Annotated in this window: 19 protein-coding genes; 5 read left to right on the top strand and 14 right to left on the bottom strand. The window is 64.3% G+C overall.

The genetic code is table 11. The features are described 5' to 3' along the window. Positions 1–3 precede the first annotated feature (3 nt). A complete protein-coding gene (locus MRY80_RS15195) occupies positions 4–513 on the bottom strand; it encodes a hypothetical protein (RefSeq protein ID WP_293291881.1) in 510 nt (169 codons plus the stop codon). Between the two features lie 679 nt (positions 514–1,192). Here MRY80_RS15195 and MRY80_RS15190 point away from each other — a divergent pair. Continuing rightward, complete coding sequence (locus MRY80_RS15190) at positions 1,193–1,924, top strand: YrbL family protein (protein ID WP_346433404.1); 732 nt, start codon at positions 1,193–1,195, stop codon at positions 1,922–1,924. A gap of 27 nt (positions 1,925–1,951) precedes the next feature. On the opposite strand, the gene MRY80_RS15185 is transcribed toward MRY80_RS15190, so the two are convergent. Then, positions 1,952–3,319, bottom strand: coding sequence for an FAD-dependent oxidoreductase (locus MRY80_RS15185; protein ID WP_293291880.1), 1,368 nt, complete (start codon positions 3,317–3,319; stop codon positions 1,952–1,954). Between the two features lie 156 nt (positions 3,320–3,475). On the opposite strand from MRY80_RS15185, the gene MRY80_RS15180 reads away from it, so the two are divergent. Then, on the top strand, positions 3,476–3,763 hold the full coding sequence (locus MRY80_RS15180; RefSeq protein WP_293291878.1) for a hypothetical protein: 288 nt from the start codon (positions 3,476–3,478) through the stop codon (positions 3,761–3,763). Next, positions 3,760–4,965, top strand: a complete 1,206-nt coding sequence (locus MRY80_RS15175; RefSeq protein ID WP_293291877.1) for a GTP-binding protein — start codon at positions 3,760–3,762, stop codon at positions 4,963–4,965. Before MRY80_RS15180 ends, MRY80_RS15175 begins: the two co-directional genes overlap by 4 nt. Positions 4,966–4,980: 15 nt before the next feature. Here the strand turns inward: MRY80_RS15175 and MRY80_RS15170 are convergent, their stop codons facing one another. The 11 genes from MRY80_RS15170 to ccoN form a co-directional block, all read right to left on the bottom strand. Next, on the bottom strand, positions 4,981–5,934 hold the full coding sequence (locus MRY80_RS15170; RefSeq protein WP_293291876.1) for an NAD(P)-dependent alcohol dehydrogenase: 954 nt from the start codon (positions 5,932–5,934) through the stop codon (positions 4,981–4,983). A gap of 163 nt (positions 5,935–6,097) precedes the next feature. Next, entirely contained in the window at positions 6,098–9,304 is a 3,207-nt protein-coding gene (locus tag MRY80_RS15165) for a calcium-binding protein (protein ID WP_293291875.1), read from the bottom strand. Between the two features lie 180 nt (positions 9,305–9,484). Then, positions 9,485–9,640, bottom strand: a complete 156-nt coding sequence (gene ccoS / locus MRY80_RS15160; RefSeq protein WP_293291874.1) for a cbb3-type cytochrome oxidase assembly protein CcoS — start codon at positions 9,638–9,640, stop codon at positions 9,485–9,487. After that, positions 9,637–11,928, bottom strand: coding sequence for a heavy metal translocating P-type ATPase (locus MRY80_RS15155; RefSeq protein ID WP_293291873.1), 2,292 nt, complete (start codon positions 11,926–11,928; stop codon positions 9,637–9,639). The genes ccoS and MRY80_RS15155 overlap by 4 nt, the downstream gene beginning before the upstream one ends. 4 nt (positions 11,929–11,932) lie before the next feature. After that, entirely contained in the window at positions 11,933–12,424 is a 492-nt protein-coding gene (locus MRY80_RS15150; protein ID WP_346433403.1) for a FixH family protein, read from the bottom strand. Positions 12,425–12,435: 11 nt separating this feature from the next. Further along, positions 12,436–14,025: a cytochrome c oxidase accessory protein CcoG gene (ccoG, locus tag MRY80_RS15145; RefSeq protein ID WP_293291872.1), complete on the bottom strand. Its 1,590-nt coding sequence runs from the start codon at positions 14,023–14,025 to the stop codon at positions 12,436–12,438. A 156-nt stretch (positions 14,026–14,181) separates the two neighbouring features. Further along, a complete protein-coding gene (locus MRY80_RS15140; protein ID WP_293291871.1) occupies positions 14,182–14,913 on the bottom strand; it encodes an ATP-grasp domain-containing protein in 732 nt (243 codons plus the stop codon). A 186-nt stretch (positions 14,914–15,099) separates the two neighbouring features. After that, on the bottom strand, positions 15,100–15,972 hold the full coding sequence (gene ccoP / locus MRY80_RS15135; protein WP_293291870.1) for a cytochrome-c oxidase, cbb3-type subunit III: 873 nt from the start codon (positions 15,970–15,972) through the stop codon (positions 15,100–15,102). A gap of 3 nt (positions 15,973–15,975) precedes the next feature. Further along, positions 15,976–16,131 (bottom strand): cbb3-type cytochrome c oxidase subunit 3, encoded by a 156-nt coding sequence (locus MRY80_RS15130; RefSeq protein WP_293291869.1) that lies wholly within the window; start codon positions 16,129–16,131, stop codon positions 15,976–15,978. A gap of 11 nt (positions 16,132–16,142) precedes the next feature. After that, complete coding sequence (gene ccoO, locus MRY80_RS15125; RefSeq protein ID WP_293291868.1) at positions 16,143–16,874, bottom strand: cytochrome-c oxidase, cbb3-type subunit II; 732 nt, start codon at positions 16,872–16,874, stop codon at positions 16,143–16,145. 11 nt (positions 16,875–16,885) lie between these two features. Continuing rightward, positions 16,886–18,502 (bottom strand): cytochrome-c oxidase, cbb3-type subunit I, encoded by a 1,617-nt coding sequence (gene ccoN, locus MRY80_RS15120; protein ID WP_293291867.1) that lies wholly within the window; start codon positions 18,500–18,502, stop codon positions 16,886–16,888. A gap of 179 nt (positions 18,503–18,681) precedes the next feature. On the opposite strand from ccoN, the gene MRY80_RS15115 reads away from it, so the two are divergent. Both MRY80_RS15115 and hemN read left to right on the top strand, forming a co-directional pair. Beyond that, the gene (locus tag MRY80_RS15115; RefSeq protein ID WP_293291866.1) at positions 18,682–19,194 is read left to right on the top strand and encodes a hemerythrin domain-containing protein; all 513 of its coding nucleotides are present in this window, start codon (positions 18,682–18,684) and stop codon (positions 19,192–19,194) included. Further along, positions 19,194–20,546, top strand: a complete 1,353-nt coding sequence (gene hemN, locus MRY80_RS15110) for an oxygen-independent coproporphyrinogen III oxidase (RefSeq protein WP_293291865.1) — start codon at positions 19,194–19,196, stop codon at positions 20,544–20,546. Before MRY80_RS15115 ends, hemN begins: the two co-directional genes overlap by 1 nt. Positions 20,547–20,591: 45 nt before the next feature. Here the strand turns inward: hemN and MRY80_RS15105 are convergent, their stop codons facing one another. Continuing rightward, a complete protein-coding gene (locus tag MRY80_RS15105) occupies positions 20,592–21,329 on the bottom strand; it encodes a helix-turn-helix domain-containing protein (protein ID WP_293291864.1) in 738 nt (245 codons plus the stop codon). Between the last annotated feature and the right edge of the window lie 50 nt (positions 21,330–21,379).

The raw sequence follows: 21,379 nt of genomic DNA, 5'->3' as shown, positions 1-21,379 counted from the left end.
GGTTCAACCGAGTTTGTTTCGGACCTTGGCCAGAAGCCGCACGCAGGTGAGTCTTGTCAGGTACTCCATCTCGTCGGCGTTTAGCCGCCAGCCCGCATTCACATAGGTTCGCCAGTTTGCGATCTTTCGAAACCAGGAATTCCAAGGGTATTTCTGCTTCACCGCGCAGACGACGAGCGTCTCATTGGCCTGCGCCGAATAAACGCGAGCGGTCATCACGATTTCGGGCCTCCAGGCTACAGGTACGGCGTCGTACAATAGGAAGGCTCCCCGGTCGTAATCGGCCACGGTGATGTCCAGGGCCAAATCCGTTCCGTCGGACGGAGAGCGCGTCGCCAGGGAGGGCAGCGCAACCAAATCGAGCAAGACCCTCTCGACCAACTTGTCATCGACCGGATCGAACAGCTGCGGGGAGTCCGAAACCAGTTTCTTCAGACCGGAGGCCGAAGTGACATCGACGTTCGCGAGATACAGGGAGGGGCTCCGTTTCGGCTTCCGCCTCCAGAATTGCACGCCCGCTCTCCGCTCAAGTCAGCCATAATGACAGCAAGAAACCCTTTTCTACATAAGAACGGGCCGGCAGGGGAGCAAAAAACCGGCCGCCTCTGTGTATCCGCACGTCCTGCTTCCTAAGCGTCGTCTGGACGTCGGCCAGATTGACTTCATCGAAATGCCTGTCTTGCTTGACCGAAAGGGCCGCGGCAACGCCGGCGCCCTGGCCGATGACGGGACAGCAGGCCATGTTGCGCGTCGCCGGAATACAGGCGCGTAAAGGTTGTTGACATGGGTGCGAAGATGCGCACTCGAAGCCATTTGTTCCAATCGTAGACTTGCCGGACCGAGTAGGCGTGGACCGAAATGCCTGCCCCCAAGCTAGAGTGAAGACTGGCGCACCGCACATGTCTCGTGAACATGAGGAGATGCAGCCGTCCCATTTCCCCGCCTATGCAGGTTAGACGCGAGAGGATCAAATCAAAGATCGGCCGCGCCGAAGAGCGGGAACACAGGACACGTCAACGAAATCGCGTCTTCCGCATCCATTCGGGGCGCCGTCACCCCATGAGATGCCATCATCTTACGTAAAGTAATATTCGGACGCTCTTTCTCGGAAAAACCAGCTCCGGAAAGAAAGTCTGTGTCAAAGCAACGGCAACATCTTGGCATTCATGAAATTGTCACATAAGTTTCATGAATGGGGAAATGCTCGATGCTCAAGTGGGATGACATCGCTTATCTGGATTTGGCCGGACACAGACCTGTCGCGCGCGGGGGCATGCGCAATGTCTACGAAGTGCCTGAATTCCCGGATATGCTCATCAAGACGATCCGTCGCGATCGAGCGGACGCATCGGGCTCGTTTCCGGAGTACGGACGCATCAAGAACATGAGGGCGTTCGGCGCCTATCATGTCTTTCAGCGCGAATGCTTCGAGTATCTGCGCCAGGCAAGGCTGCGCTATTCCGAGCAACAGTTTTCTCTGCCCGCCGCCCACTTTTTCGGCTTCGTCCAGACCAGCGAGGGGCTCGGCGCGGTCGTGGAAAAGGTTGCGGGCCCGAACGGCGACCTCGCGCCGACCCTGCGCGCCTTGCTCGCCGAACAAGCCTTCAAACCTGCGCACGAAGCTGCGCTGCGGGATTTCGTGGAGACCTGCAAGCGTTCGCATCTCGTCTTCGGCGACGTAAGCGCGAAGAACATCGCCTACACCGAACTGCGCTCGGGCCGGCCCGAATGGGTCTGCATCGACGGCCATGGCGAGAAGTCCGTCATCCCGATCCACAGATGGTCCAAGAAGCTGAACGCGATCCGCATCGATCGCAAGGCAAGGCCGTGGTGGAGAGATATCCGGAGCTTTCATGCCGTTGAGAGCAATCGCCTTGCCCCGCTCTCCACAGTGCATGCTTCCCCTGTCGGAACTCCCGAATAACTGGGGAGCTGTCGTGCTCGCTCGCCGCTAGTGGATCCGCACGTCCTGCTTCTTCAGCGTTGTCTGCACGTCGGCCAGATTGACGTCCTCGAAATGCTTGTCGTGCTTGACCGACAGGGCCGCGGCGACGCCGGCGCCCTGGCCGGTGACGGCGCAGCACGCCATGTTGCGCGTCGCCGCATGGGCGATGCGGTCGCCGCCGGTCGCGCGGCCCGCGACGATGAGGTTGCGCACGCCGCGTGAGACGAGCGAACGATAGGGAATGTGCATGTAGCGGCCGGTGGTCGGCAGGATCAGCACGCCGTATCCGTCGATGAATTCCGGATAGATGCCGATCGAATCCTCGAAGCGCGCCTCGTTGCGCACGTCGTCCTCGGTCATGTTGTAATGGGCGTCGATCTTGCGCGTGTCGCGAATGCCGATCGTCATGCCGAAATTGCGCAGCCGCACGCCGTCGCAACCCGGCGTGTAGCGGCGCAGAGCCTCGATGGCGTGCATGGCCTGCTTGCGGCCCTCGATCTCGAACCGCGTCATCGAATCCGGGTCGGCGCCGTCGCAGCCGGCCAGATGCACGAGGTTCATGTAGGTCATGTCGCCATTGTCGTGCACTGCGCCCCAGGTGCCGCCGATCGTGTTGAGATCGGCCGGGATGACGCCGTCGCGGATCGCCTGTTCGAAGGGTTTGCCGAGGAAGGGCGAGTACATGTCGTCCTCCTTGCCGGAGGTCTCGACCTGCCATTCGCCGCTCGACCAGTCGGCATAGGTCTGCGGATTGTCCTTCACGCCCTCCATGAAGGCCTTCTTGTCGACGCCCGTGACGTGGAACATGACGCTCGCCGCCTGCATCTGTTCGACCGGGGTCTTCCAGGTGGGCGCGCCGGCCCGGTGGGCGACGTCGGCGTCGCCGGTCGCGTCGATGACACGCCGGGCCAGGATCGCCTCGCGGCCGGCCTTGGATTCGACGATCACCCCGACGATCGCATCGCCCTCCATGATCGGCGCGACGAACTGGCGATGCAGCATCGGGTGGATGCCCGCCTCCACGACCAGCCTGTCAGCGACCAGCTTGAAGCCCTCGCTGTCGAGCTCGTAGGACAGAGACTGGCTTTCCGGCACCGCCGCGCCCATCGCCTTGGCGCGTTCCTCGAATTCCCAGCCGATGCCGCCCGCCTCGACGGTCTGTTCGTGGCGATACCAGGCGAAACCCTCGACGCCGACCGTGGTGATGTTGCCGCCGAAGCAGCCGAAACGCTCCAGCAGCGTGACCTCGACGCCGCAGCGGGCAGCCGCCAGCGCCGCCGCCAGCCCGCCCGGCCCCGAGCCGACGACCAGCACATCCGTGCGGTGCACGACAGGCGTTTCGCGCGCGGGTTCCTGAATGCTCATCGCGGTCATTGCCGATCTCCTGACTGGGGCCTCATGAGTTCGCGCATCTATGGATTCGCGCCCGGCATGTCGAGGGGGCCGGGGAAAGAATCCCGGTCGCAGTCAGCCTGTTGCAATTGTTAATGTTATAACATAACAAACAATCCGACCACAGCGGAGGACCCCATGCAGGCAGATGACGCCGGGCTGACAGCACCGAGCTTCGCGACAACCGGCACCGGCCACGAACCGGAGAGCGCGTCGCAGGTGCTGAAACGGCTGGACTGGCGCAGCAACGCACGCCCGGCGCAGACGAGCGGCGGCCAGCCCTGTGCCGCCGTCGCGACGCCGAAATGCACGGCCTGCCACGACCCGCGAACCGACGGAGTGAACGCGGCAACGTCTTCCCCGTGTGGCGAACCGCATGCGACCCGAAAACCCGAACCCCTGAGCGAGGCAGACCCCGCAAGATGACCACGACCGATACCCGCCTACCCGTCACCGTGCTTTCAGGCTTTCTCGGCGCCGGAAAGACGACGCTCCTCAACCGCGTTCTGAACAATCGCGACGGCCGCCGTGTCGCGGTGATCGTCAACGACATGTCGGAGGTGAACATCGACGCCGACCTCGTGCGCGCCGACACCGAGCTTTCGCGGACCGAGGAAACGCTGGTGGAGATGTCGAATGGCTGCATCTGCTGCACGTTGCGCGACGACCTCCTGTCCGAGGTCCGGCGACTGGCCGACGAAAAGCGCTTCGACTACCTGCTGATCGAATCCACCGGCATCGCCGAACCCCTGCCGGTCGCCGCGACCTTCGAGTTTCGCGACGAGCGCGGCGACAGCCTGTCGGACCTCGCTCGCCTCGACACGATGGTCACCGTGGTCGATGCGGTGAACCTGCTGCGCAACTATTCCAGCCACGATTTCCTGCGCGACCGCGGCGAGGTTCTCGGCGATGACGACGAGCGCACGATAGTCCATCTCCTGACAGACCAGATTGAATTCGCAGATGTCATCATCCTCAACAAGGTGGCCGACGCGGCCCCGCACCAGGTCGACGCCGCGCGCAAGATCATCCGCAGCCTTAACGCGGATGCCCGCATCATCGAGACCAACCACGCGGATGTGGAGGCCTCGGCGGTTCTCGACACCGGCCTGTTCGATTTCGAGAAGGCGCATGAGCACCCGATGTGGGCCAAGGAACTCTACGGCTTCGCCGACCACGTGCCGGAGACCGAGGAATACGGCGTCACGTCGCATGTCTACCGCGCGCGTCGCCCCTTCCTGCCAGAAGAGATTCACGAGGTGCTGAACGGCCCGATGCCCGGCGTCATTCGCGCCAAGGGCCATTTCTGGATCGCCACGCGACCCGAATTCGTGGCCGAGTTCTCGCTTGCCGGTGCGATGTCGAGCGTCAGCCCGATCGGCATGTGGTGGGCGTCGGTGCCGCAGGACCGGTGGCCGGACCACGAGACCGCCCGCGCCTACATGGACGCGCATTGGCAGGAGCCCTGGGGCGACCGTCGCCAGGAGATCGTCTTCATCGGCGCAGGCATCGACTGGCCGGCGCTGACGGCCCGCCTCGACGCAGCGCTTGTGCCCAAAGAGCTGGCCGCCACGCCCGGGACACTCGCCGACCTGCAGGATCCCTTCCCCGCATGGCGCCGGGGATGACGCGCCTTCGAGGCGCTACGGCCTGATGACCAGCTTGCCCAAGACTTCGCCGCGACCGGTGCGCGCGAGCGCGTCCGGGACTGCGGAGAGCGGCAGCACGTCGGCCAGATGCGGGGCGATCCTGCCGTCGACGGCCGCTTGCGCCACCTGCTGCGTGAGGTCGCGGCCAGACGGGACGAGCAGCATGCCGATCGACTTGCCCCGCAAGCGGAAAAGCGGATTGGAGCCGAGGAGCGAGAGCAGCACGCCGACATCACCGCCGGCGGCACGATATGTGCCGCCCTGCTCGAGCGCGCGGGCAATCGCCAGCGGTCCGCGCGTGGCGACCATGTCGAGGATCCGGTCCCATCGTTCGCCCATACGTGTGAAATCGGTCTCCCGGTAATCGATCACCGCGTCGGCTCCGAGCGACGCCAGCCAGTCCGTCTTGCCGGCGTTGTCGACCGTGGTGACCTGCGCGCCGGCGGCTTTCGCGAGTTGCAGCGCCATGGTGCCCGAACCGCCGCCCGCACCGTTGATGAGGAAGGTTTCACCCGCGACGAGGTCACGCGTTCCCCAGACAGCGATGCCGCCCGCCTGTGGCAGGCAGGCGGCGACCTCGTCTGTCAGCGCATCCGGGACGGCGACGGCATGCGAGGCCGGAACACAGGCGTAGTCCGCAAAGCCGCCGCGTGTCATCACGAAATCGCCCATGATCCGCTGGCCCGGCAAGAATCCGGTGACGTCCGGTCCGAGCCTGTCGACCGTGCCGACGATGTCGGAGCCGAGTACCGGCCGCGTCGGGCGCCTCAAGCCGCCGGCCATCCGGGCATAGAAGGGCGAACCGGTCAGATACTCCCAGTCGGACAGGTTGACGGCGCAGGCCGAAACCTTGACGCGGAGTTCGCCCGGCCCCGGCTCCGGGACAGGCAAGTCGGCAAGCCTGAGCGCTTCCGGCCCTCCGTAACGGTATTGCACGATGGCTTTCATGGCGGCACCCGGCGGCTAGCATACCAAGCATGAATGCGTACCGACGAGTTAAGGACGTCCCGGCAAACGACACAAGGGCCGATCCGGTCGCACCAGCCGCGCAGCTTCGCCGGCGGAAGGTCTAACCCCTCCGCCGGCGTATGCACATTGGCGTCAGGCCCGCTTACGCCCAGATGAACGCGTCCTCCGGATCGAAGCCGAGATTGTTCGGATCGATCCCGTTCAGAACGATCTCGTCGGTCGCGGACAGATGAAGCGTCGTTTCCGAACCGTTGAACGACGGCGGCGCATAGAAGTCGGCCGTGGAGGTGAAGCCATAGGCGCTGAGATCGATCCGGTCGCCTTCGAAGAAGTCGAAATCCTCGATCCAGTCGTATCCGTCGCCGGTCGTGAAGACGAAGGTGTCGGCGCCGTCTCCACCCTCCAGATAGTCGTTCCCAGTGCCGCCGACGAGCGTGTCGTCACCGTCCTGGCCGAACAAGTCGTCATCGCCCGCCAGGCCGTAGAGACCGTCATTGCCCTCGCGGCCCTCCAGCCTGTCGCCATTGCCGCTGCCCGTGAGGCCATCGTCGTTGCGCGACCCGCGCAGCCGCTCGATCGACACATAGGTTTCCGCGTTGCCCCAGGTGTCCGTCCCGACGCCGGTCGTCAGGTTGGCGACAACGCCCAGCAGGCCATCTTCGCTTTGATAGCTCACCCGGTCGCTGCCGGCGCCGCCGTCGTAGCTGTCAGCGCCGTCGAAGCCCCGGAAGGTGTTGTTGTCGGCATTGCCAATGATCGTGTCGTCATTGTTCGACCCGTTCACCCGCTCGATGCTGATCAACGTTTCGGCATTGCCATAGGTGTCGGTGGCCGTTCCCGCGGCAAGATCGACGAACACGCCTGACGCGCCGGTTTCCTGGTTGTATTCGACGCCGTCGCTTCCGGCGCCGCCGGTGTAGGTGTCGGCGCCGTCGAAACCGATGAAATTGTTGTCGTTGCCGTCTCCGGCAAAGACATCGGCCTGATCGGTCCCGGCGACATTCTCGATGCTGACGACCGTATCGGTATTGCCGAAGCTGTCCACGATCGTGCCGGCCGCGAGATTGGCGTTGATGCCGTTCACCCCGCCGAACTTCACCTCGCCGTAGTACCATGCGAGATCGTTGCCGCTGCCGCCATTCATGAAGTCGGCGCCGTCATTGCCGTGGAACAGGTTGTCGGCACTGTCGCCGATCAGCGTATCGGCCCACTGCGAGGCCCAGACCTTCTCGATGCTGCCGAGATAGGTTTCGACGTTCCCGTAGGTGTCGGTGCCCGTCATCGCGGCGAGATTGACGGAGACGCCCGACCCGCCGGTTTCGCGCTCGAAATCGACGGCGTCCTGTCCGTCGCCACCCTGATAGGTGTCTGCGCCTTCATAGCCGGCGAACCCATTGTCGAGTTCGTCGCCGATGAAAGTGTCAGCCTGGTTGGTGCCGGTGACGTTCTCGATGTTGTAGACCGTGTCGGTGTCGCCGAACGCGTCGATGACCGTGTCATTGGCGAGATCGACATAGACCCCGGCCGTGCCACCGAAATTGACGTCCGACAGGTAGTAGAGAACGTCGTGTCCGCCGCGACCGTCGATCGTGTCGTCGCCAGCGCGGCCTTCAAACAGCTCGCTCGCTCCCGTACCCAGGAACGTGTCGTCATAGACCGAGCCGTGCAGACGCGAGATGTTGGCGAAGGTGTCGGCGTCGCCATAGGTGTCCGTGCCGGTCCCGAGATCGAGATCGACCACGGCGCCAACGCCGCCCGTTTCGTCCTGGAACGAGACCGCGTTGTTGCCGCCGCCGCCGTCGAAGCTGTCGGCGCCGGCAAATCCCATGAAGTCGTTGTCGTTGCCGTCGCCGACGAGCACATCGTCGAAATCGGTGCCGGCGACGCTCTCGATGTTGATCAGCGTGTCGACATTGCCGAAGGAGTCGAGACCGATCCCGGCGGCGAGATTGACGTCCACGCCGCCGACACCGCCGTGATAGACCTCGGAGCGGTACCAGACGGTGTCATAGCCGTCGCGCCCGTCGATGACGTCGTCGCCACCCTCCCCCTGGAACAGGTTGTTGCCGGCGTTCCCGTACATCGTGTCGTCGTATTGGGAGCCCCAGACCTTCTCGATATTCACGAAAGTTTCGTTGTTGCCGTAGGTGTCCGTCGTCGTGCCGGCCGCGAGATCGATGGTGACGCCGTTGCCGCCGGTTTCGAACTCGAAGGCGATGGCATCGTCCCCGCCCGATCCGCCGTCATAGCTGTCAGTGCCCTCGCCGCCGCGGAAGTGGTCGTTGCCGGCCCCGCCGACGAAGGTGTCGTCCTGCGCGAACAGGTTGGCGCCGGCGTTGCCTGCCGCGGCCGACGCATCGAACGTCACTTCGTAGCCATCCATAATGGCGTCAAACGCGGCGTGACCGTCGGTGGGATAGGTTTCCAGGGCCGCGATCAGTCCCGCCGCATCCTCGTTCAGACCGTCCACAACGGCCAGGACCGTGGACCCGTCCATGAATGTCACGGAGTTGATCGTGCCGCCCTGTGGCGTGTTGGCGCCCATGCTTCCCGGGCCGTAGGTCAGGCCGGAACCGGCGAACACGATCGTCAGATCGGTGTTTGAGAGGTTTTGCGCCGTGAAACCGTTTGCCGTGACCGCGCCCACGGTCTCCACATCGAAGCCGAAGCCCGGCGAGAAGAACCCCGGTTCCAGAACCTCCCAGTTGAAGTTGCCCGCCGCATATTGCGTGATCGTCGCATGACCGGTGTCATCAGGCACGACGACGACCTCCAGCGTCTCGAAACTGCTGACCGTCAGGTCGAACGCCGTGAATGAGAAGGTCCCGCCCGAATTGGACGACAGGAAGGACTGGTAGGCCGCGATGTCCGCCTGAACGACCGCCGACGCCGCCTCGGCATCGGTCAGCACGATCCGGAGCGTGTCGTGACCCTTGCCGCCGTCATAGATATCGGTCTGGCCCGTGTTCTCGGACAGAACGTAGATGGCAGTGTCGTCGCCCTTGTCGCCATAGACGACATCGCTGCCGGCACCGCCGTCCAGCGTGTCGTTGCCATTGCCGCCATAGAGCTCGTCATCGCCGGCGCCGCCATCGAGGGTGTCATCGCCATTGTTCCCGTAGGCGATGTCGTTCCCGTCGCCGGCATAGATCAGGTCTTCGCCGTTGCCGGCATAGACGAGATCGCTCCCGTCGCCGGCGTCGATCGTGTCGCTGCCGTTGCCGCCATAGACGGTGTCGTCGCCTCCCCCGGCATCGACCACGTCGTTTCCGTTGCCTGCAGAAATAGTATCGTCATTGGCGGTTCCGACGAGGGAATCGCTCTTGTTCGTTCCGTTCACGACAGCCATTCAACTTCCTCCCACACCCGGCACCTTTCGGTGCGCTCGTGATCGCAGGTGCCACACGCACCTGACCCAGAGGAAGTATGAGCGACGCTTTCTGAAGCGCATGACCCAAATGGGCTACCGTTGGGTCAATTTCTGCCATCTACAGATGAAGCAAGAAGAAGTTCGCGCGCCCGGCCGGCGTCAAAGCGGTTTTTCGTCGCCTTCCTCGTCGAGGATTCGTTCCGCCGCACCGTCGAGATCCTGGTACTGACCGCTGCGCATCGACCAGAGAAAGGCGCCCAGGCCGAGGGCGCCGAGCGCCAGAGCGATGGGGATGAGATAGATCAGGACATTCATGCCAGCGCCTCCCTCTCCTCTTCGGCCGTCTTGCGCTTGCGCTTGAAGCCCGGCAGCAGCTTCCCGCCGCGGGCCAGGCGCATCGAGTTGGTAACGACCACGATGGAAGAGCCGGACATGGCGAGCGCCGCGATCAGCGGCGTGACGAAGCCGGCGACGGCGAGCGGCACCGCGATGATGTTGTAAATGATGGCGAGACCGAAGTTCTGCCGCACCAGCCGGCCCGCCTTGACCGCGATGTCACGGGCGAACGGCACCGACGTCAAGGTGTCGCGGGTGAAGACGAAGTCGGCGGCCATGCGGCCTATGTCGGAGGCTGTCGATGGTGCCATTGATACGTGGCCGGCGGCGAGCGCCGGGGCGTCGTTGAGGCCGTCGCCGACCATCAGGACGCGATGGTCGTCGCTCTGCAACGCCTTGATTCGCGCTATCTTTCCGGCCGGCGTGACGCTCGCGCGGAAGATGTCGATGCGGGTGCGTCGCGCGATCCCCTCGACTGCCGCGGCGCCGTCGCCGGACAGTAGTTCGACGCCCATGCCCTGGCCGGCCAGCGCCTGAACGGCTTCTGTCGCGTCCGGACGCAGGGCCTCGCTGAGCGTGAAGGCTGCCGCGGCGCCGCCTTCGCGGGCAAAGGCAAGGCCCTGCCCCGCGATCGGCCCGCTTGCGATCTCCGCCACCCAGTCGGCGCGGCCGAGGCGCACGCGGACGCCATCCAGCGTCCCCTCGACGCCGAAGCCAGGCACTTCGCGAATGTCCTCCGGCAGCGCTTCGGGCGCGTCGCCGAGATAGGCCGCGATCGCGCGCGAGGCGGGATGGATCGAGTGACGCGCCAGCGCCTTGGCGGCCGGTGCGTCCCGGCCGGAAATGGACGCGTCGGCGATGCGCGGCGTGCCGGTGGTCAGCGTGCCGGTCTTGTCGAAGACGGCCGTGTCGGCCTCGGCCAGCCGCTCCAGCGCGGAGCCGTCCTTCATCAGGATGCCCTGCCCGAAGAGCCGTGCCGCGCCGATGACATGCACCACGGGCACGGCCAGCCCGAGCGCGCAGGGACAGGTGATGATCAGGACGGAGATCGCCGTGTAGAGCGAAGCGTGCCAGTCGCCCCTGGTGGCGATCATCCAGCCGAGAAAGGCGAACAGCGCCAGGAGATGCACGGCGGGCGCGTAGATCTGCGCGGCCCGGTCGGCGATGCGCACATAGCGTCCGCGCCCGTTCTCGGCGGCTTCCATCATCTGCATGACTTCGGCGATGAAGGATTCGTCCGCCTTGCGCGTGACCGACAGGTCGATCGGCCCGGTGAGGTTGAGCGTGCCCGCCTCCACCTCGGTGTTGACCGCGACCGAGACCGGCGCGCTCTCGCCGGTGACCAGCGAACGGTCGAGATCGGACGCGCCTTTGACGATCCGCCCGTCGGCGGGAATGCGCTCGCCCGGCGCGACGCGCAGCACCATGCCCGGCTCGATCTCGTCGACCGGCACATAGGCCGTGTTGCCGGCGGCGTCGATCACCGTGCCGCCCCGCGCCGTCATCTTGGCAAGGCCGAGGACGGCGCTGCGCGCGTGATCGCGCATCAGTTCGTCGAGATAGCGGCCGATCAGGAGGAAGAAGAGCAGCGTCACGGCAGCGTCGAAATAGGCTTCCGCTCCACCGGTCAGGCTTTCATAGAGGCTCATGCCGAGCGCCAGGATCACGGCAAGCGAAATCGGCACGTCCATGTTGAGGCGGCGAGCGCGCAGCGCCTGGAAGGCCGACTGGAAGAACACCTGGCCCGAATAGGCGACCACAGGAATGGCGATCAGGCCGGAGATCAGGTGGAACAGGTCGCGTGTCGCGCCCGAGGCCCCCGACCAGACAGACACGGACAGCAGCATGATGTTGCCGGCGGCAAAACCGGCGACGGCAAGCGACTTCAACAGGCGGTCCGACTTGCGCTTCTGCTCGACATTGCCGAGGTCGCCCAGATCGACGGGCGCTGCCGGGTAGCCGAGCCGGTCGAGCGTCGAAAGCACGAAATCGGGCGACCGGTCCGCGCCGTCGAGGATGACGGTCAGGCGCTTCAGCGAGAGATTGACCCGCGCCGAGACGATGCCTTCAAGCCCGTTCAGGCCACGTTCGATGGCCGAGATGCAGGCGCCGCAATGGATGTCGGGCACGGAAAGCACGTAGCGCACCGTGCCGTCGCCTTCCGGGTGGCCGGCGCGCAGCAATTCCTCGACCCGCGCGAAATCGCCGACACCGGTCCGGCGGACCGCATTGTCGACGCCGAGATCTCCGCCGCAGCAACTGGACATGACGCTATCCCTTGACGAGGAACCGGATCGAATGGGTCCAGATCTCGCCCTTCGGCCCGGTCACGGTCAGATCGACATCCCAGAGGCCCGGCCGCAGGTCGACATCGGCGGCGTAACGGCCGCCGCGCTCGGCATTGAGCGTGACGGTCTGGTCGTCGCGCTCCTGGACGGGGTGGCCGATCTTCGCCAGCACGATGGCGTCGCGGATGTAGTTGCCGTCCTTGTCGGTCAGATCGACGGCGAAGACGCCCTTCTCATGCGTCAGGTCGGCCGACCAGCCCAGTTCCGCCTGGCGGCGCTTTTCCGCCGTCACCGTGTTGAAGCGCTGGCTCTCCACATAGGAGTTCTTCACCACCAGCCCGGTCCAGCTCGACGTGGCGAAATAGGCCATCGTGAGATTGACCCCGATGATCGTGCCGAAGAACAGCACCAGCACGCCCAGCATGTGCCAGCCGGTGAACTGCTTCAGACCGAGAACCCGTTCGATCGTCGTCATGTCTCGCGTCGTCATTTGTCGGGCGCCTCGAAGACTGCGTTGTAGGTGTCCGCCTCGAAGGACTGCTTGTCCTCGGCGATGAAGTTGAAGTTGGTCGCACCGTCCTCGGTGAACTGGCGCGGCTGCGACACGAAGACTCGCAGCGACCGCAGCTTATCCGGTTCCACCGGAATGGCGAAGCTCGTCCCGTCGGGCTGGTCGAGCCCGTTGATGCTCATCGTCGCGCCCGGAAGCCCTTCCAGCGACAGGAAGATGACGCGCGGCTCGGGGATCATGTTCAGGAGCTTGACGGTGTAGCCGTTGCGGATGGAGCCGTCGGACAGCGTCACGAAGACCGGGTTGCGGTCATGCTGCACATTGACCTCCAGCCGGTCGCGGCTGAGCAGCGCATAGAGCATCACGAGGCCGATCATCGCCCACGCGCCCATATAGATGAGCGAGCGGATGCGGAAGATGATCTTCCAGTTGAAGTGCTTGACGGTGTCGACGAAATTCCCGTCGCTGTCGCGCACCCGCGACGGCTCGATCACGCCGGTCTGCGGATCCTTCGCCACGGCCATGTTGTGGTTGTATTCGCGCAGGGTCGCGTAGGAGATCAGCCCGCGTTCCTTGCCGACCTTGTCCATGACGGAATCGCAGGCGTCGATGCACAGCGCGCAGGTGATGCATTCGAGCTGCTGGCCGTCGCGGATGTCGATGCCCATCGGGCAGACAGCCACGCAGGCGTTACAATCGACGCAATCGCCGACGGCCTTGCCCTCTGCCGCCGCCTTCTTGGCGTGACGCGAACGCGGCTCGCCGCGCCATTCATTGTAGGTGACGACGAGCGAATCCTCGTCCAGCATCGCCGCCTGGATGCGCGGCCACGGGCACATGTAGATGCAGACCTGCTCGCGCATCAGCCCGCCGAAGACATAGGTCGTCGCCGTCAGCACCGCGACGCTGGTATAGGCGGCGATCGGCGCCTGGAAGGTGAAGAAATCGCCCAGAAGCGTCGGCGCGTCGGCAAAATAGAAGATCCACGCGCCGCCCGTCGCCACCGAGATGGCGATGAAGGTGGCGTGCGTGGCCACCATCTTGCGCAGCTTGTCGAAGCTCCACGGCGCCTTCGCAAGCCGCATCCGCGCGTTGCGGTCGCCCTGCCAGAAGCGTTCGACGGCGATGAACAGGTCCGTCCACACCGTCTGCGGACAGGTGTAGCCGCACCAGGCGCGCCCGACGACCGAGGTGACCAGGAACAGCCCGACGCCGGCCATCACCAGAAGGCCGGCGACATAGAAGAATTCCTGCGGCCAAATTTCGATGAAGAAGAAATAGAAGCGGCGATTGGCCATGTCGATCAGCACCGCCTGGTCCGGCGCATGCGCGCCGCGGTCCCAGCGAAGCCAGGGCGTGACGTAGTAGATGCCCAGCGTGATCGCCATGATGATCCATTTCAGCCGCCGGAAGTTGCCTTCCGCCCGCTTCGCGAAGATCGGCTCACGCGCCGCGTAGAGCGGCTGGGCCTTCTGCTTGGCGCCTACGTTGACGGCCGTGACGTCGAGCGGCTCGACCTCGGCGCCCTTGTCCGTGACCTGCGATGCGACAGATTGATCATTCATGCTTCTGTTCCGGATTTTCGCCAGACCATGCCGCCCCGCGAAGCGTCATTGCCTTGACCTGCGTCAAGAACACATGAGAAGCCTTCTAAAAAATGCATATGCCCTGCAGCTTTTCGTCGCAACCGACTGGCCGATGACTGCCGGGCGCCGGAGACGTCAGCCGCGGGCCGACGCCCTGATCTCGTCCCATCGCGCCGTGATCAGTTCGGCGTAATAGAGCGGCGCCAGGCCGTAGGCGCCGACCGCATAGCCGTCATTGACCTCGACCACGACCGTGCGGCCGTCCCGTGTCACGCCGAAATCGGCGGCGTAGCCCATCGGCGCGTCCTCATAGGCCGCGACGGCCTCACGGATGAGGGCGGGATCGGGGAACACCAGGGAATCACCCTTGTAAGGCCTCACATCGAGCGGATCGCCACGCAGAACGAAACAACGGAATTCCGACACGAGATCGATGGGCTCGGCGCAATCGACGGGTTCGTCGTCTGCGATATGCGCGGTCGGCACGAGATCGCGAAAAACCGAAAAGAGCCGTCCGTTGAAGGCCTTCAGCCGATCCGGTCGCGGCTTGGCGAATACCGCGTCGCCATGTTCCACGCGCGATCGCAGTTCCGCCATCGTCGAGCGCCAGATGCGGCGTCCGGCAAAGGCCTGGAGCGACGCCGGAATACTCTCGATTTCGGGAACCGGCAGCCCCATCCGCTGCATGCCCCGCTGCGCGAAACCGACGCCGCCAACGACGATGTCGTCACCGTTCAGGTCGAGGCCGTCGAACGCGTCCGGTTCGAACATGTTGACCTCCGCGCCCTTGGTGAGAAATCCCATGCGCGCGCTGACCCGGTTGAGGCTGAAGACGTGATCGTCCGGAGCGAGGATGTGCACGACCATGGAAACCATCCGTTTTTCATGCAGTTGCGTTCGACTTCGAAACCGGATCGGAGCCGCGGGGACCTGTCGGCCGGCCACTGCGTGCGATCAACAGTGGCGGCCTCGGACGGCCATACCACAAACAAAAGCGGCGCCCGAAGGCGCCGCTCGATGGTGAAGGCTCCCCTTTTTCGGGAGGCTGCAGTCTTACTGACCGCCGCCGAGGCCGTGGACATAGACGGCCAGTTGCTTGACGGTGGCCTCGCCCAGACGGTCGCCCCAGGCCGGCATCACGCCCTGACGCGGGTTGGTGACCTGCGCGACGATGTCGGCATGGGTGCCACCATAGAGCCAGATCGCGTCCGAGAGGTTCGGCGCGCCGACCTCGGCCATGCCCTCGCCCTGCTCGCCGTGGCAGAAGCCGCAGTTTTCCTCGAAGATCACCGCGCCGCGCTCGGCATTGGCTTCCTCGAACTCCTGGCCCGAGAGCTTGCGCACGTACCAGGCGACATCGACGATGTCGCCGCGCTCGAGCAGTTCGTCGCGACCGAAGGCCGGCATGTCGGAGATGCGGGTGTCCTCGTCGGCCTCGTAGCGCGCACCATGCATCAGCGTGGTGTAGATGTCCTCGATCGTGCCGCCCCAGATCCAGGCGTCGTCATTGAGGTTCGGGTAGCCCGGACCGCCCTGCGCGCCGGAACCGTGGCACTGCTCGCAATAGACCTTGAAGGTCGATGCGCCGCCCGCCGTCGCGAACTGCACGAGATCGGCATCCGCGCTGATCTCGGTCACGTCGGTGGCCGCCAGCTTGTCCAGAAAGACGGCCTGGTCGGCCTTCGCCGCTTCGATGTCCTGCTGCAGTTCTGCGCGGCTCGACCAGCCGAGCACGCCGGCCGTCGCCCCCGTGATGCCCGGCCAGGCCGGGTACAGGATCGTGTAGCCGATCGTCCAGATGATCGTCGCGTAGAAGGTCCACAGCCACCAGCGCGGCAGCGGATTGTTCAGTTCCTTGATGCCGTCCCATTCGTGACCCGTGGTCTCGACGCCGGAGACTTCATCGATTTCGTTCTTGTCGGCCATGGATCAGTCCTCCTTGAAGGGGATGCGGGCCGCATCGTCACTGGATTTCTTGCCGCCGGGCCGCAGGGTCCACACGATCACGGCCAGGAAGACCGCGAACATGAAGGCCAGACCCCAGCTGTCCGCGAAGGCGCGCATGTTGTGATAGTCGAGTTCCATCATGCGTCCCCTTACCGGTAGTTCTGTTCAGGCTCGTAGACCGAGAAATCGACCAGCGTGCCGAGCATCTGGAGATAGGCGACCAGCGCGTCCATCTCCGTCAGCTTCGCCGGATCGCCGTCGAAATCGCCGAGCACCGCCTTGGGATAGCGTTCCTCGACGCCGGACCAATCCGCTTCGGGATCGGCCTGGGCCATCAGGTCGGCCTCGGCGTTCTCCACCATCTCGTCCGAATACGGGACCCCGACGCGCCGGTTGGCGATCAGGTGGCCGGAGACGTTCTCGATCTTGAGCTCCGTGTTGGCGAGGAACTCGTAGGAGGGCATGACGGATTCCGGCACCACCGACTGCGGGTGGATCAGGTGCTCGACATGCCACTCGTTGGAATAGCGTCCGCCGACACGGGCCAGGTCCGGCCCGGTCCGCTTGGAGCCCCACTGGAACGGATGGTCGAACATCGATTCCGCGGCCAGGCTGTAATGTCCGTAGCGCTCGACCTCGTCGCGGAACGGGCGGATCATCTGGCTGTGGCAGAGGTAGCAGCCCTCGCGCACATAGATGTTCCGGCCGGCCAGCTCCAGAGGCGAATAGGGACGCATCCCCTCCACCTTCTCGATCGTGTTCTCCAGATAGAACAGCGGGGCGATTTCCACGATCCCGCCGATCGTCACCACCGCGAAGGAGGCGACGAACAGCAGCGAGACGTTCTTTTCGAGTATCTCGTGTTTATCAATCAAAGCCATTGGTCAGCTCCTTATTCCGCCGGCGCCAGCGCCGGGGCTTCGGCACCCATGGGAACTTCCTCGCGGATGTCGCCACGGATCGTCTTGTAGATGTTGAAGGCCATCACCAGAGCGCCTGCGAGATACAGGAGCCCGCCGACCATGCGCAGCACGTAGTAGGGATGCATGGCCGCGATCGACTCGGCGAAGGAGTAGACCAGATAACCCTGGTCATCATACTCGCGCCACATCAGGCCCTGCATGATGCCCGACACCCACATGACGGCGGCGTAGACAACGATGCCCAGCGTCGCGAGCCAGAAGTGCCAGTTGACCAGGCGCAGGCTGTAGAGCCGCTGGCGGTGCCACAGCTTCGGCGTCAGGTAGTAGATCGCGCCGAACGAGATCATGCCGACCCAGCCGAGAGCGCCGGAGTGAACGTGGCCGATCGTCCAGTCGGTGTAGTGGCTGAGCGAGTTGACCGCCTTGATCGACATCATCGGACCCTCGAAGGTCGACATGCCGTAGAAGGCGACCGAGATCACCAGCATGCGCAGGATCGGATCGGTGCGCAGCTTGTCCCACGCGCCCGACAGCGTCATCAGGCCGTTGATCATGCCGCCCCAGGACGGCATCCACAGCATGATCGAGAACACCATGCCGAGCGTCTGCGCCCAGTCGGGCAGAGCCGTGTAGTGCAGGTGGTGCGGACCGGCCCAGATGTAGAGGAAGATCAGCGCCCAGAAGTGGATGATCGACAGCCGGTAGGAATAGACCGGACGGCCGGCCTGCTTCGGCACGAAGTAGTACATCATGCCGAGGAAGCCCGCGGTCAGGAAGAAGCCCACCGCGTTGTGGCCGTACCACCACTGGGTCAGCGCGTCCTGCACGCCGGAGAAGGCCGAATAGCTCTTCGCCCCGAACAGCGACACCGGCATCGACAGGTTGTTGACGATGTGCAGCATGGCGATCGTGACGATGAAGGCCAGGTAGAACCAGTTCGCCACATAGATATGCGGCTCCTTGCGCTTGAAGATCGTGCCCATGAATACGATCAGATAGGCGACCCAGACGACCGTCAGCCACAGGTCGACATACCATTCCGGCTCCGCATATTCGCGGCCCTCGGTGATGCCGAGGAGATAGCCGGTCGCCGCCATCACGATGAACAGCTGGTAGCCCCAGAAGACGAACCAGGCGAGGCCGCCGCCGAACAGGCGCGCGCGCGTCGTGCGCTGAACCACGTAGAAGGACGTCGCGATCAGCGCGTTGCCGCCGAAGGCGAAGATCACCGCGGAGGTGTGCAGCGGGCGCATCCGGCCGAAATTGAACCAGGGCTCGATATTGAGCTCCGGCCAGGCCAGCTGCGAGGCGACCACGACCCCGACGAGAAACCCGACAATGCCCCAGAACAGCGTGATGACCGCGCCATAGCGAATCACGTTGTCGAAATAGCCGGACGTATCGACCGGCGCGCCGGCGGCCGCCGAAAACTTCATGTTGCGCAACAGGACAACCGTTGCGATCGCCAATACGGCAAACAGCACCCAGGCATGCGTCGCAAATGCCGCATCCTGAGCGAATGCCGCGCCGAGTATGGCCAGGAATGCACCCAGCCCCGTCAGCACGGCCCCAAAACCAGTGTTCATGGGAAGACCCCCTTCGGACATGCGTCTTGGTCGGAGACGGCTGTCCCGGCCGTCCGACCTCCTTTTCGCATCGTGGTTATGGCTACGCTTCGAAGTCAACTGCCTTGACTTGGATCAATGTCGGACTGCGACTGACGGGCAATGCTCGGGCCAGTTGAGACCCGAGAGCGAGGGCCGCCATGATGATGATCCAGCAGAGCTTGAACGAAGACAACGTGATCCCGCTGCCGGGTCTGGCGGCAGGCAATATCGAGGCCGTGTGCAAGCGAATGCTTGGCCATCATGAGGACCAGCTGGTCCTGTGCCGCAAGCTTGAGGAAGTCGCCGACGAGCTGCCGGAACTGGGCGACACCCAGCTCTGCCTGAGCCTCGCGCGGCAGATTCACCCGATGATCCGCGACGCGCATGAATATGAGGAAAAGACGCTCTTTCCCCTGCTCATGACGATCGAGAAACTGGACGAGAACCTGAAGTCCAGCCTTGAGCGGCTGCGCTACGAGCACTGGGAAGACGAGAGCTTCGCCGACGAGGTCGCCGACGCCCTGATTCGATTCGTCACCGACAAGGCGTCGTCGAACGCCGAGACGCTGGCCTACATGCTGCGCGGCTTCTTCGAGGGGCTGCGTCGCCACATCGCGTTCGAACGCGAGCACATCGTTCCGATTCTCTGCAAGTACCAGGCCCGCCACTGATGGACGCCGAAGCCATTCTGACCAACGGGCGCGGAACCGTTCCGCGCTACACGAGCTACCCGACCGCCCCGCATTTCACGGACCAGGACGGGCTGGCCATCGCGCGCTCGCGCCTTCAGCGGCTGCCCGACGGCGAAGCGGTGTCGCTCTATCTGCACATCCCTTACTGCGACCGGCTGTGCTGGTTCTGCGGATGTCACACGAAACACACGCTCAAATACGCGCCGGTCGAGACCTATGTCGGCGCATTGATCCAGGAATTGGCAACCGTGCGGGAGACCGCCGGACGCCGACTCCGGCTGGCGCATCTGCATCTCGGTGGGGGGTCTCCGAGCATGCTGCGCCAGCCGGATCTTGAACGCCTGTCGCTGGCCCTGCGCGCGAATTTCGAAATCGACGCGCAAACCGAGGTCAGCGTCGAGATCGACCCGTCCGACGTGACGGACGAGACGCTCAAGGGCCTCGTGGCGCTGGGCGTGACGCGCGCCAGCGTCGGCGTGCAGGACTTCTCCGACGCCGTGCAGGAAGCGATCAACCGCCCGCAAACCTTCGAGCAGACCCGCGACGTCATCGCGGCGCTTCGTGCGACCGGCATCCGGTCGCTGAACATCGACGCGCTTTACGGCCTGCCCCTGCAGACCGAAACCCGGCTGATGTCGACCATCGACAAGGTGCTGTCGCTGTCGCCCGACCGGATCGCGCTCTTCGGCTATGCCCATGTGCCGTGGATGAAGAAGCACCAGACGCTGATTCGCGACGAGGACCTGCCGGGCACGATGGAGCGGTTCCATCATGCGGCGCTTGCCGCCGACCGCATCGCCGCGGCCGGCTATGATCGCATCGGCATCGACCATTTCGCCAAGCCCGCTGACGCCATGGCGGTCGCCGCGCGCGAAGGCCGCCTGTTCCGCAACTTCCAGGGCTACACGACCGACGACTGCCGCACGCTGATCGGCGTCGGCGCCTCCTCGATCAGTTCCTATGGCGACGCCTATGTGCAGAACATCGTGCCGACGGCGCAGTACCAGAAGACCGTGCAGGACGGCCGCCTGTCGGCGATGCGCGGCGTTCAGCTGACGCTCGACGACCGCATCCGCGCCTACATGATCGAGCGCCTGATGTGCGATTTCGCGTTCTCGTTCGACGCGCTGGAGCAGCGTTTCGGCTACGCCGCCCGCCCCTATGTGGCCGAGGCGAAGATCGCGGTTGCCAATGACGGCTTCGGCCTGTGCGAGATCGCCGACGGCCGGTTCCGCGTGCGCGACGAGGCGCGTCCCTTCACCCGCGTGGTCGCGAGCTTCTTCGACGCCTATCTCGACGACCGCGCTGTGCGCTATTCCAAGGCTGTATAGGAAGGCGATGCAAGGTGCGCCCGCGTGACGGCGGGCAGCCTGTCGTCAGTGGTCGAGTTCGCAGGCCGAGCGCAAACGCTCCAGATCGGGAACGACGACGGTGCGGTTGTTGATGACCTCGATGACGCCGGCCTTGCGCAACTTGGTGATCTGGCGGCTCACCGTCTCGATCGTCAGCCCCAGAAAATCGGCGATGTCGGACCGCTTCAGCGGCAGTTCGAATTCGATCGGCCCCTCATGCACATCCAGTTCCGGATCTATGTGGGAGGCGATGAGGAACAGGAAGCTGGCGACCTTCTCGCCGGCCGACTTGCGGCCGAGCGTCAGCATCCACTCGCGCGCCTCGTCCAATTCGTCCAGCGCCTGCTCGTGCAGGCGATGCTCCAGCACCGGCGATTCCTTGACGAGATCCTCCAGCACGGCCTTCGGGAAGGAGCAGACCCGCACATCCGTCGCCGCGTCGGCGATCACGTTGCTCTGGTCGCGAAAAGGCCGTCCCATGAAATCGGGGGCGAATTGCAGACCGACGATCTGCTGGCGGCCGTCCGCGAGCAGCTTCGACAGCTTCACCACGCCGCGCAGGATGTTGGAATAACGGTGCACGTCCTCGCCGGCCGACAGCAATTCGTGGCCGCTCGAATAGCTGTGCTGCTTGGTGAATCGGTTCAGCTTGGTCAGCTGATCGGGCGTGAGAGCGCCGCAGACGCCTTTGTGACGGGCTTCGCAAGCCCGGCAGATCGCCGGAATATCCGAATTGTGAACATCCTTACGCGCCGCCGACATGCCGGTCTGCTCTCCCGTCTGTACAAGTTTTGTGCAACTCTTTTGTGCAG

Origin of the sequence: Oricola sp. (assembly GCF_022763245.1) — a bacterium.
Taxonomy (GTDB): Bacteria; Pseudomonadota; Alphaproteobacteria; order Rhizobiales; family Rhizobiaceae; genus Oricola.
Note: the sequence above shows the minus strand (reverse complement) of the source record. Positions and strands in the feature narration are given on the sequence as shown.

What these genes read in the sequence shown, in the direction of transcription:
- MRY80_RS15190 (WP_346433404.1), top strand. Translation starts at nt 1,193, where the DNA reads ATGGGGAAATGCTCGATGCTCAAGTGGGATGACATCGCTTATCTGGAT.
- MRY80_RS15185 (WP_293291880.1), bottom strand. Translation starts at nt 3,319, where the DNA reads ATGACCGCGATGAGCATTCAGGAACCCGCGCGCGAAACGCCTGTCGTG.
- MRY80_RS15180 (WP_293291878.1), top strand. Translation starts at nt 3,476, where the DNA reads ATGCAGGCAGATGACGCCGGGCTGACAGCACCGAGCTTCGCGACAACC.
- MRY80_RS15175 (WP_293291877.1), top strand. Translation starts at nt 3,760, where the DNA reads ATGACCACGACCGATACCCGCCTACCCGTCACCGTGCTTTCAGGCTTT.
- MRY80_RS15170 (WP_293291876.1), bottom strand. Translation starts at nt 5,934, where the DNA reads ATGAAAGCCATCGTGCAATACCGTTACGGAGGGCCGGAAGCGCTCAGG.
- MRY80_RS15165 (WP_293291875.1), bottom strand. Translation starts at nt 9,304, where the DNA reads ATGGCTGTCGTGAACGGAACGAACAAGAGCGATTCCCTCGTCGGAACC.
- ccoS (WP_293291874.1), bottom strand. Translation starts at nt 9,640, where the DNA reads ATGAATGTCCTGATCTATCTCATCCCCATCGCTCTGGCGCTCGGCGCC.
- MRY80_RS15155 (WP_293291873.1), bottom strand. Translation starts at nt 11,928, where the DNA reads ATGTCCAGTTGCTGCGGCGGAGATCTCGGCGTCGACAATGCGGTCCGC.
- MRY80_RS15150 (WP_346433403.1), bottom strand. Translation starts at nt 12,424, where the DNA reads ATGACGACGATCGAACGGGTTCTCGGTCTGAAGCAGTTCACCGGCTGG.
- ccoG (WP_293291872.1), bottom strand. Translation starts at nt 14,025, where the DNA reads ATGAATGATCAATCTGTCGCATCGCAGGTCACGGACAAGGGCGCCGAG.
- MRY80_RS15140 (WP_293291871.1), bottom strand. Translation starts at nt 14,913, where the DNA reads ATGGTCGTGCACATCCTCGCTCCGGACGATCACGTCTTCAGCCTCAAC.
- ccoP (WP_293291870.1), bottom strand. Translation starts at nt 15,972, where the DNA reads ATGGCCGACAAGAACGAAATCGATGAAGTCTCCGGCGTCGAGACCACG.
- MRY80_RS15130 (WP_293291869.1), bottom strand. Translation starts at nt 16,131, where the DNA reads ATGGAACTCGACTATCACAACATGCGCGCCTTCGCGGACAGCTGGGGT.
- ccoO (WP_293291868.1), bottom strand. Translation starts at nt 16,874, where the DNA reads ATGGCTTTGATTGATAAACACGAGATACTCGAAAAGAACGTCTCGCTG.
- ccoN (WP_293291867.1), bottom strand. Translation starts at nt 18,502, where the DNA reads ATGAACACTGGTTTTGGGGCCGTGCTGACGGGGCTGGGTGCATTCCTG.
- MRY80_RS15115 (WP_293291866.1), top strand. Translation starts at nt 18,682, where the DNA reads ATGATGATGATCCAGCAGAGCTTGAACGAAGACAACGTGATCCCGCTG.
- hemN (WP_293291865.1), top strand. Translation starts at nt 19,194, where the DNA reads ATGGACGCCGAAGCCATTCTGACCAACGGGCGCGGAACCGTTCCGCGC.
- MRY80_RS15105 (WP_293291864.1), bottom strand. Translation starts at nt 21,329, where the DNA reads ATGTCGGCGGCGCGTAAGGATGTTCACAATTCGGATATTCCGGCGATC.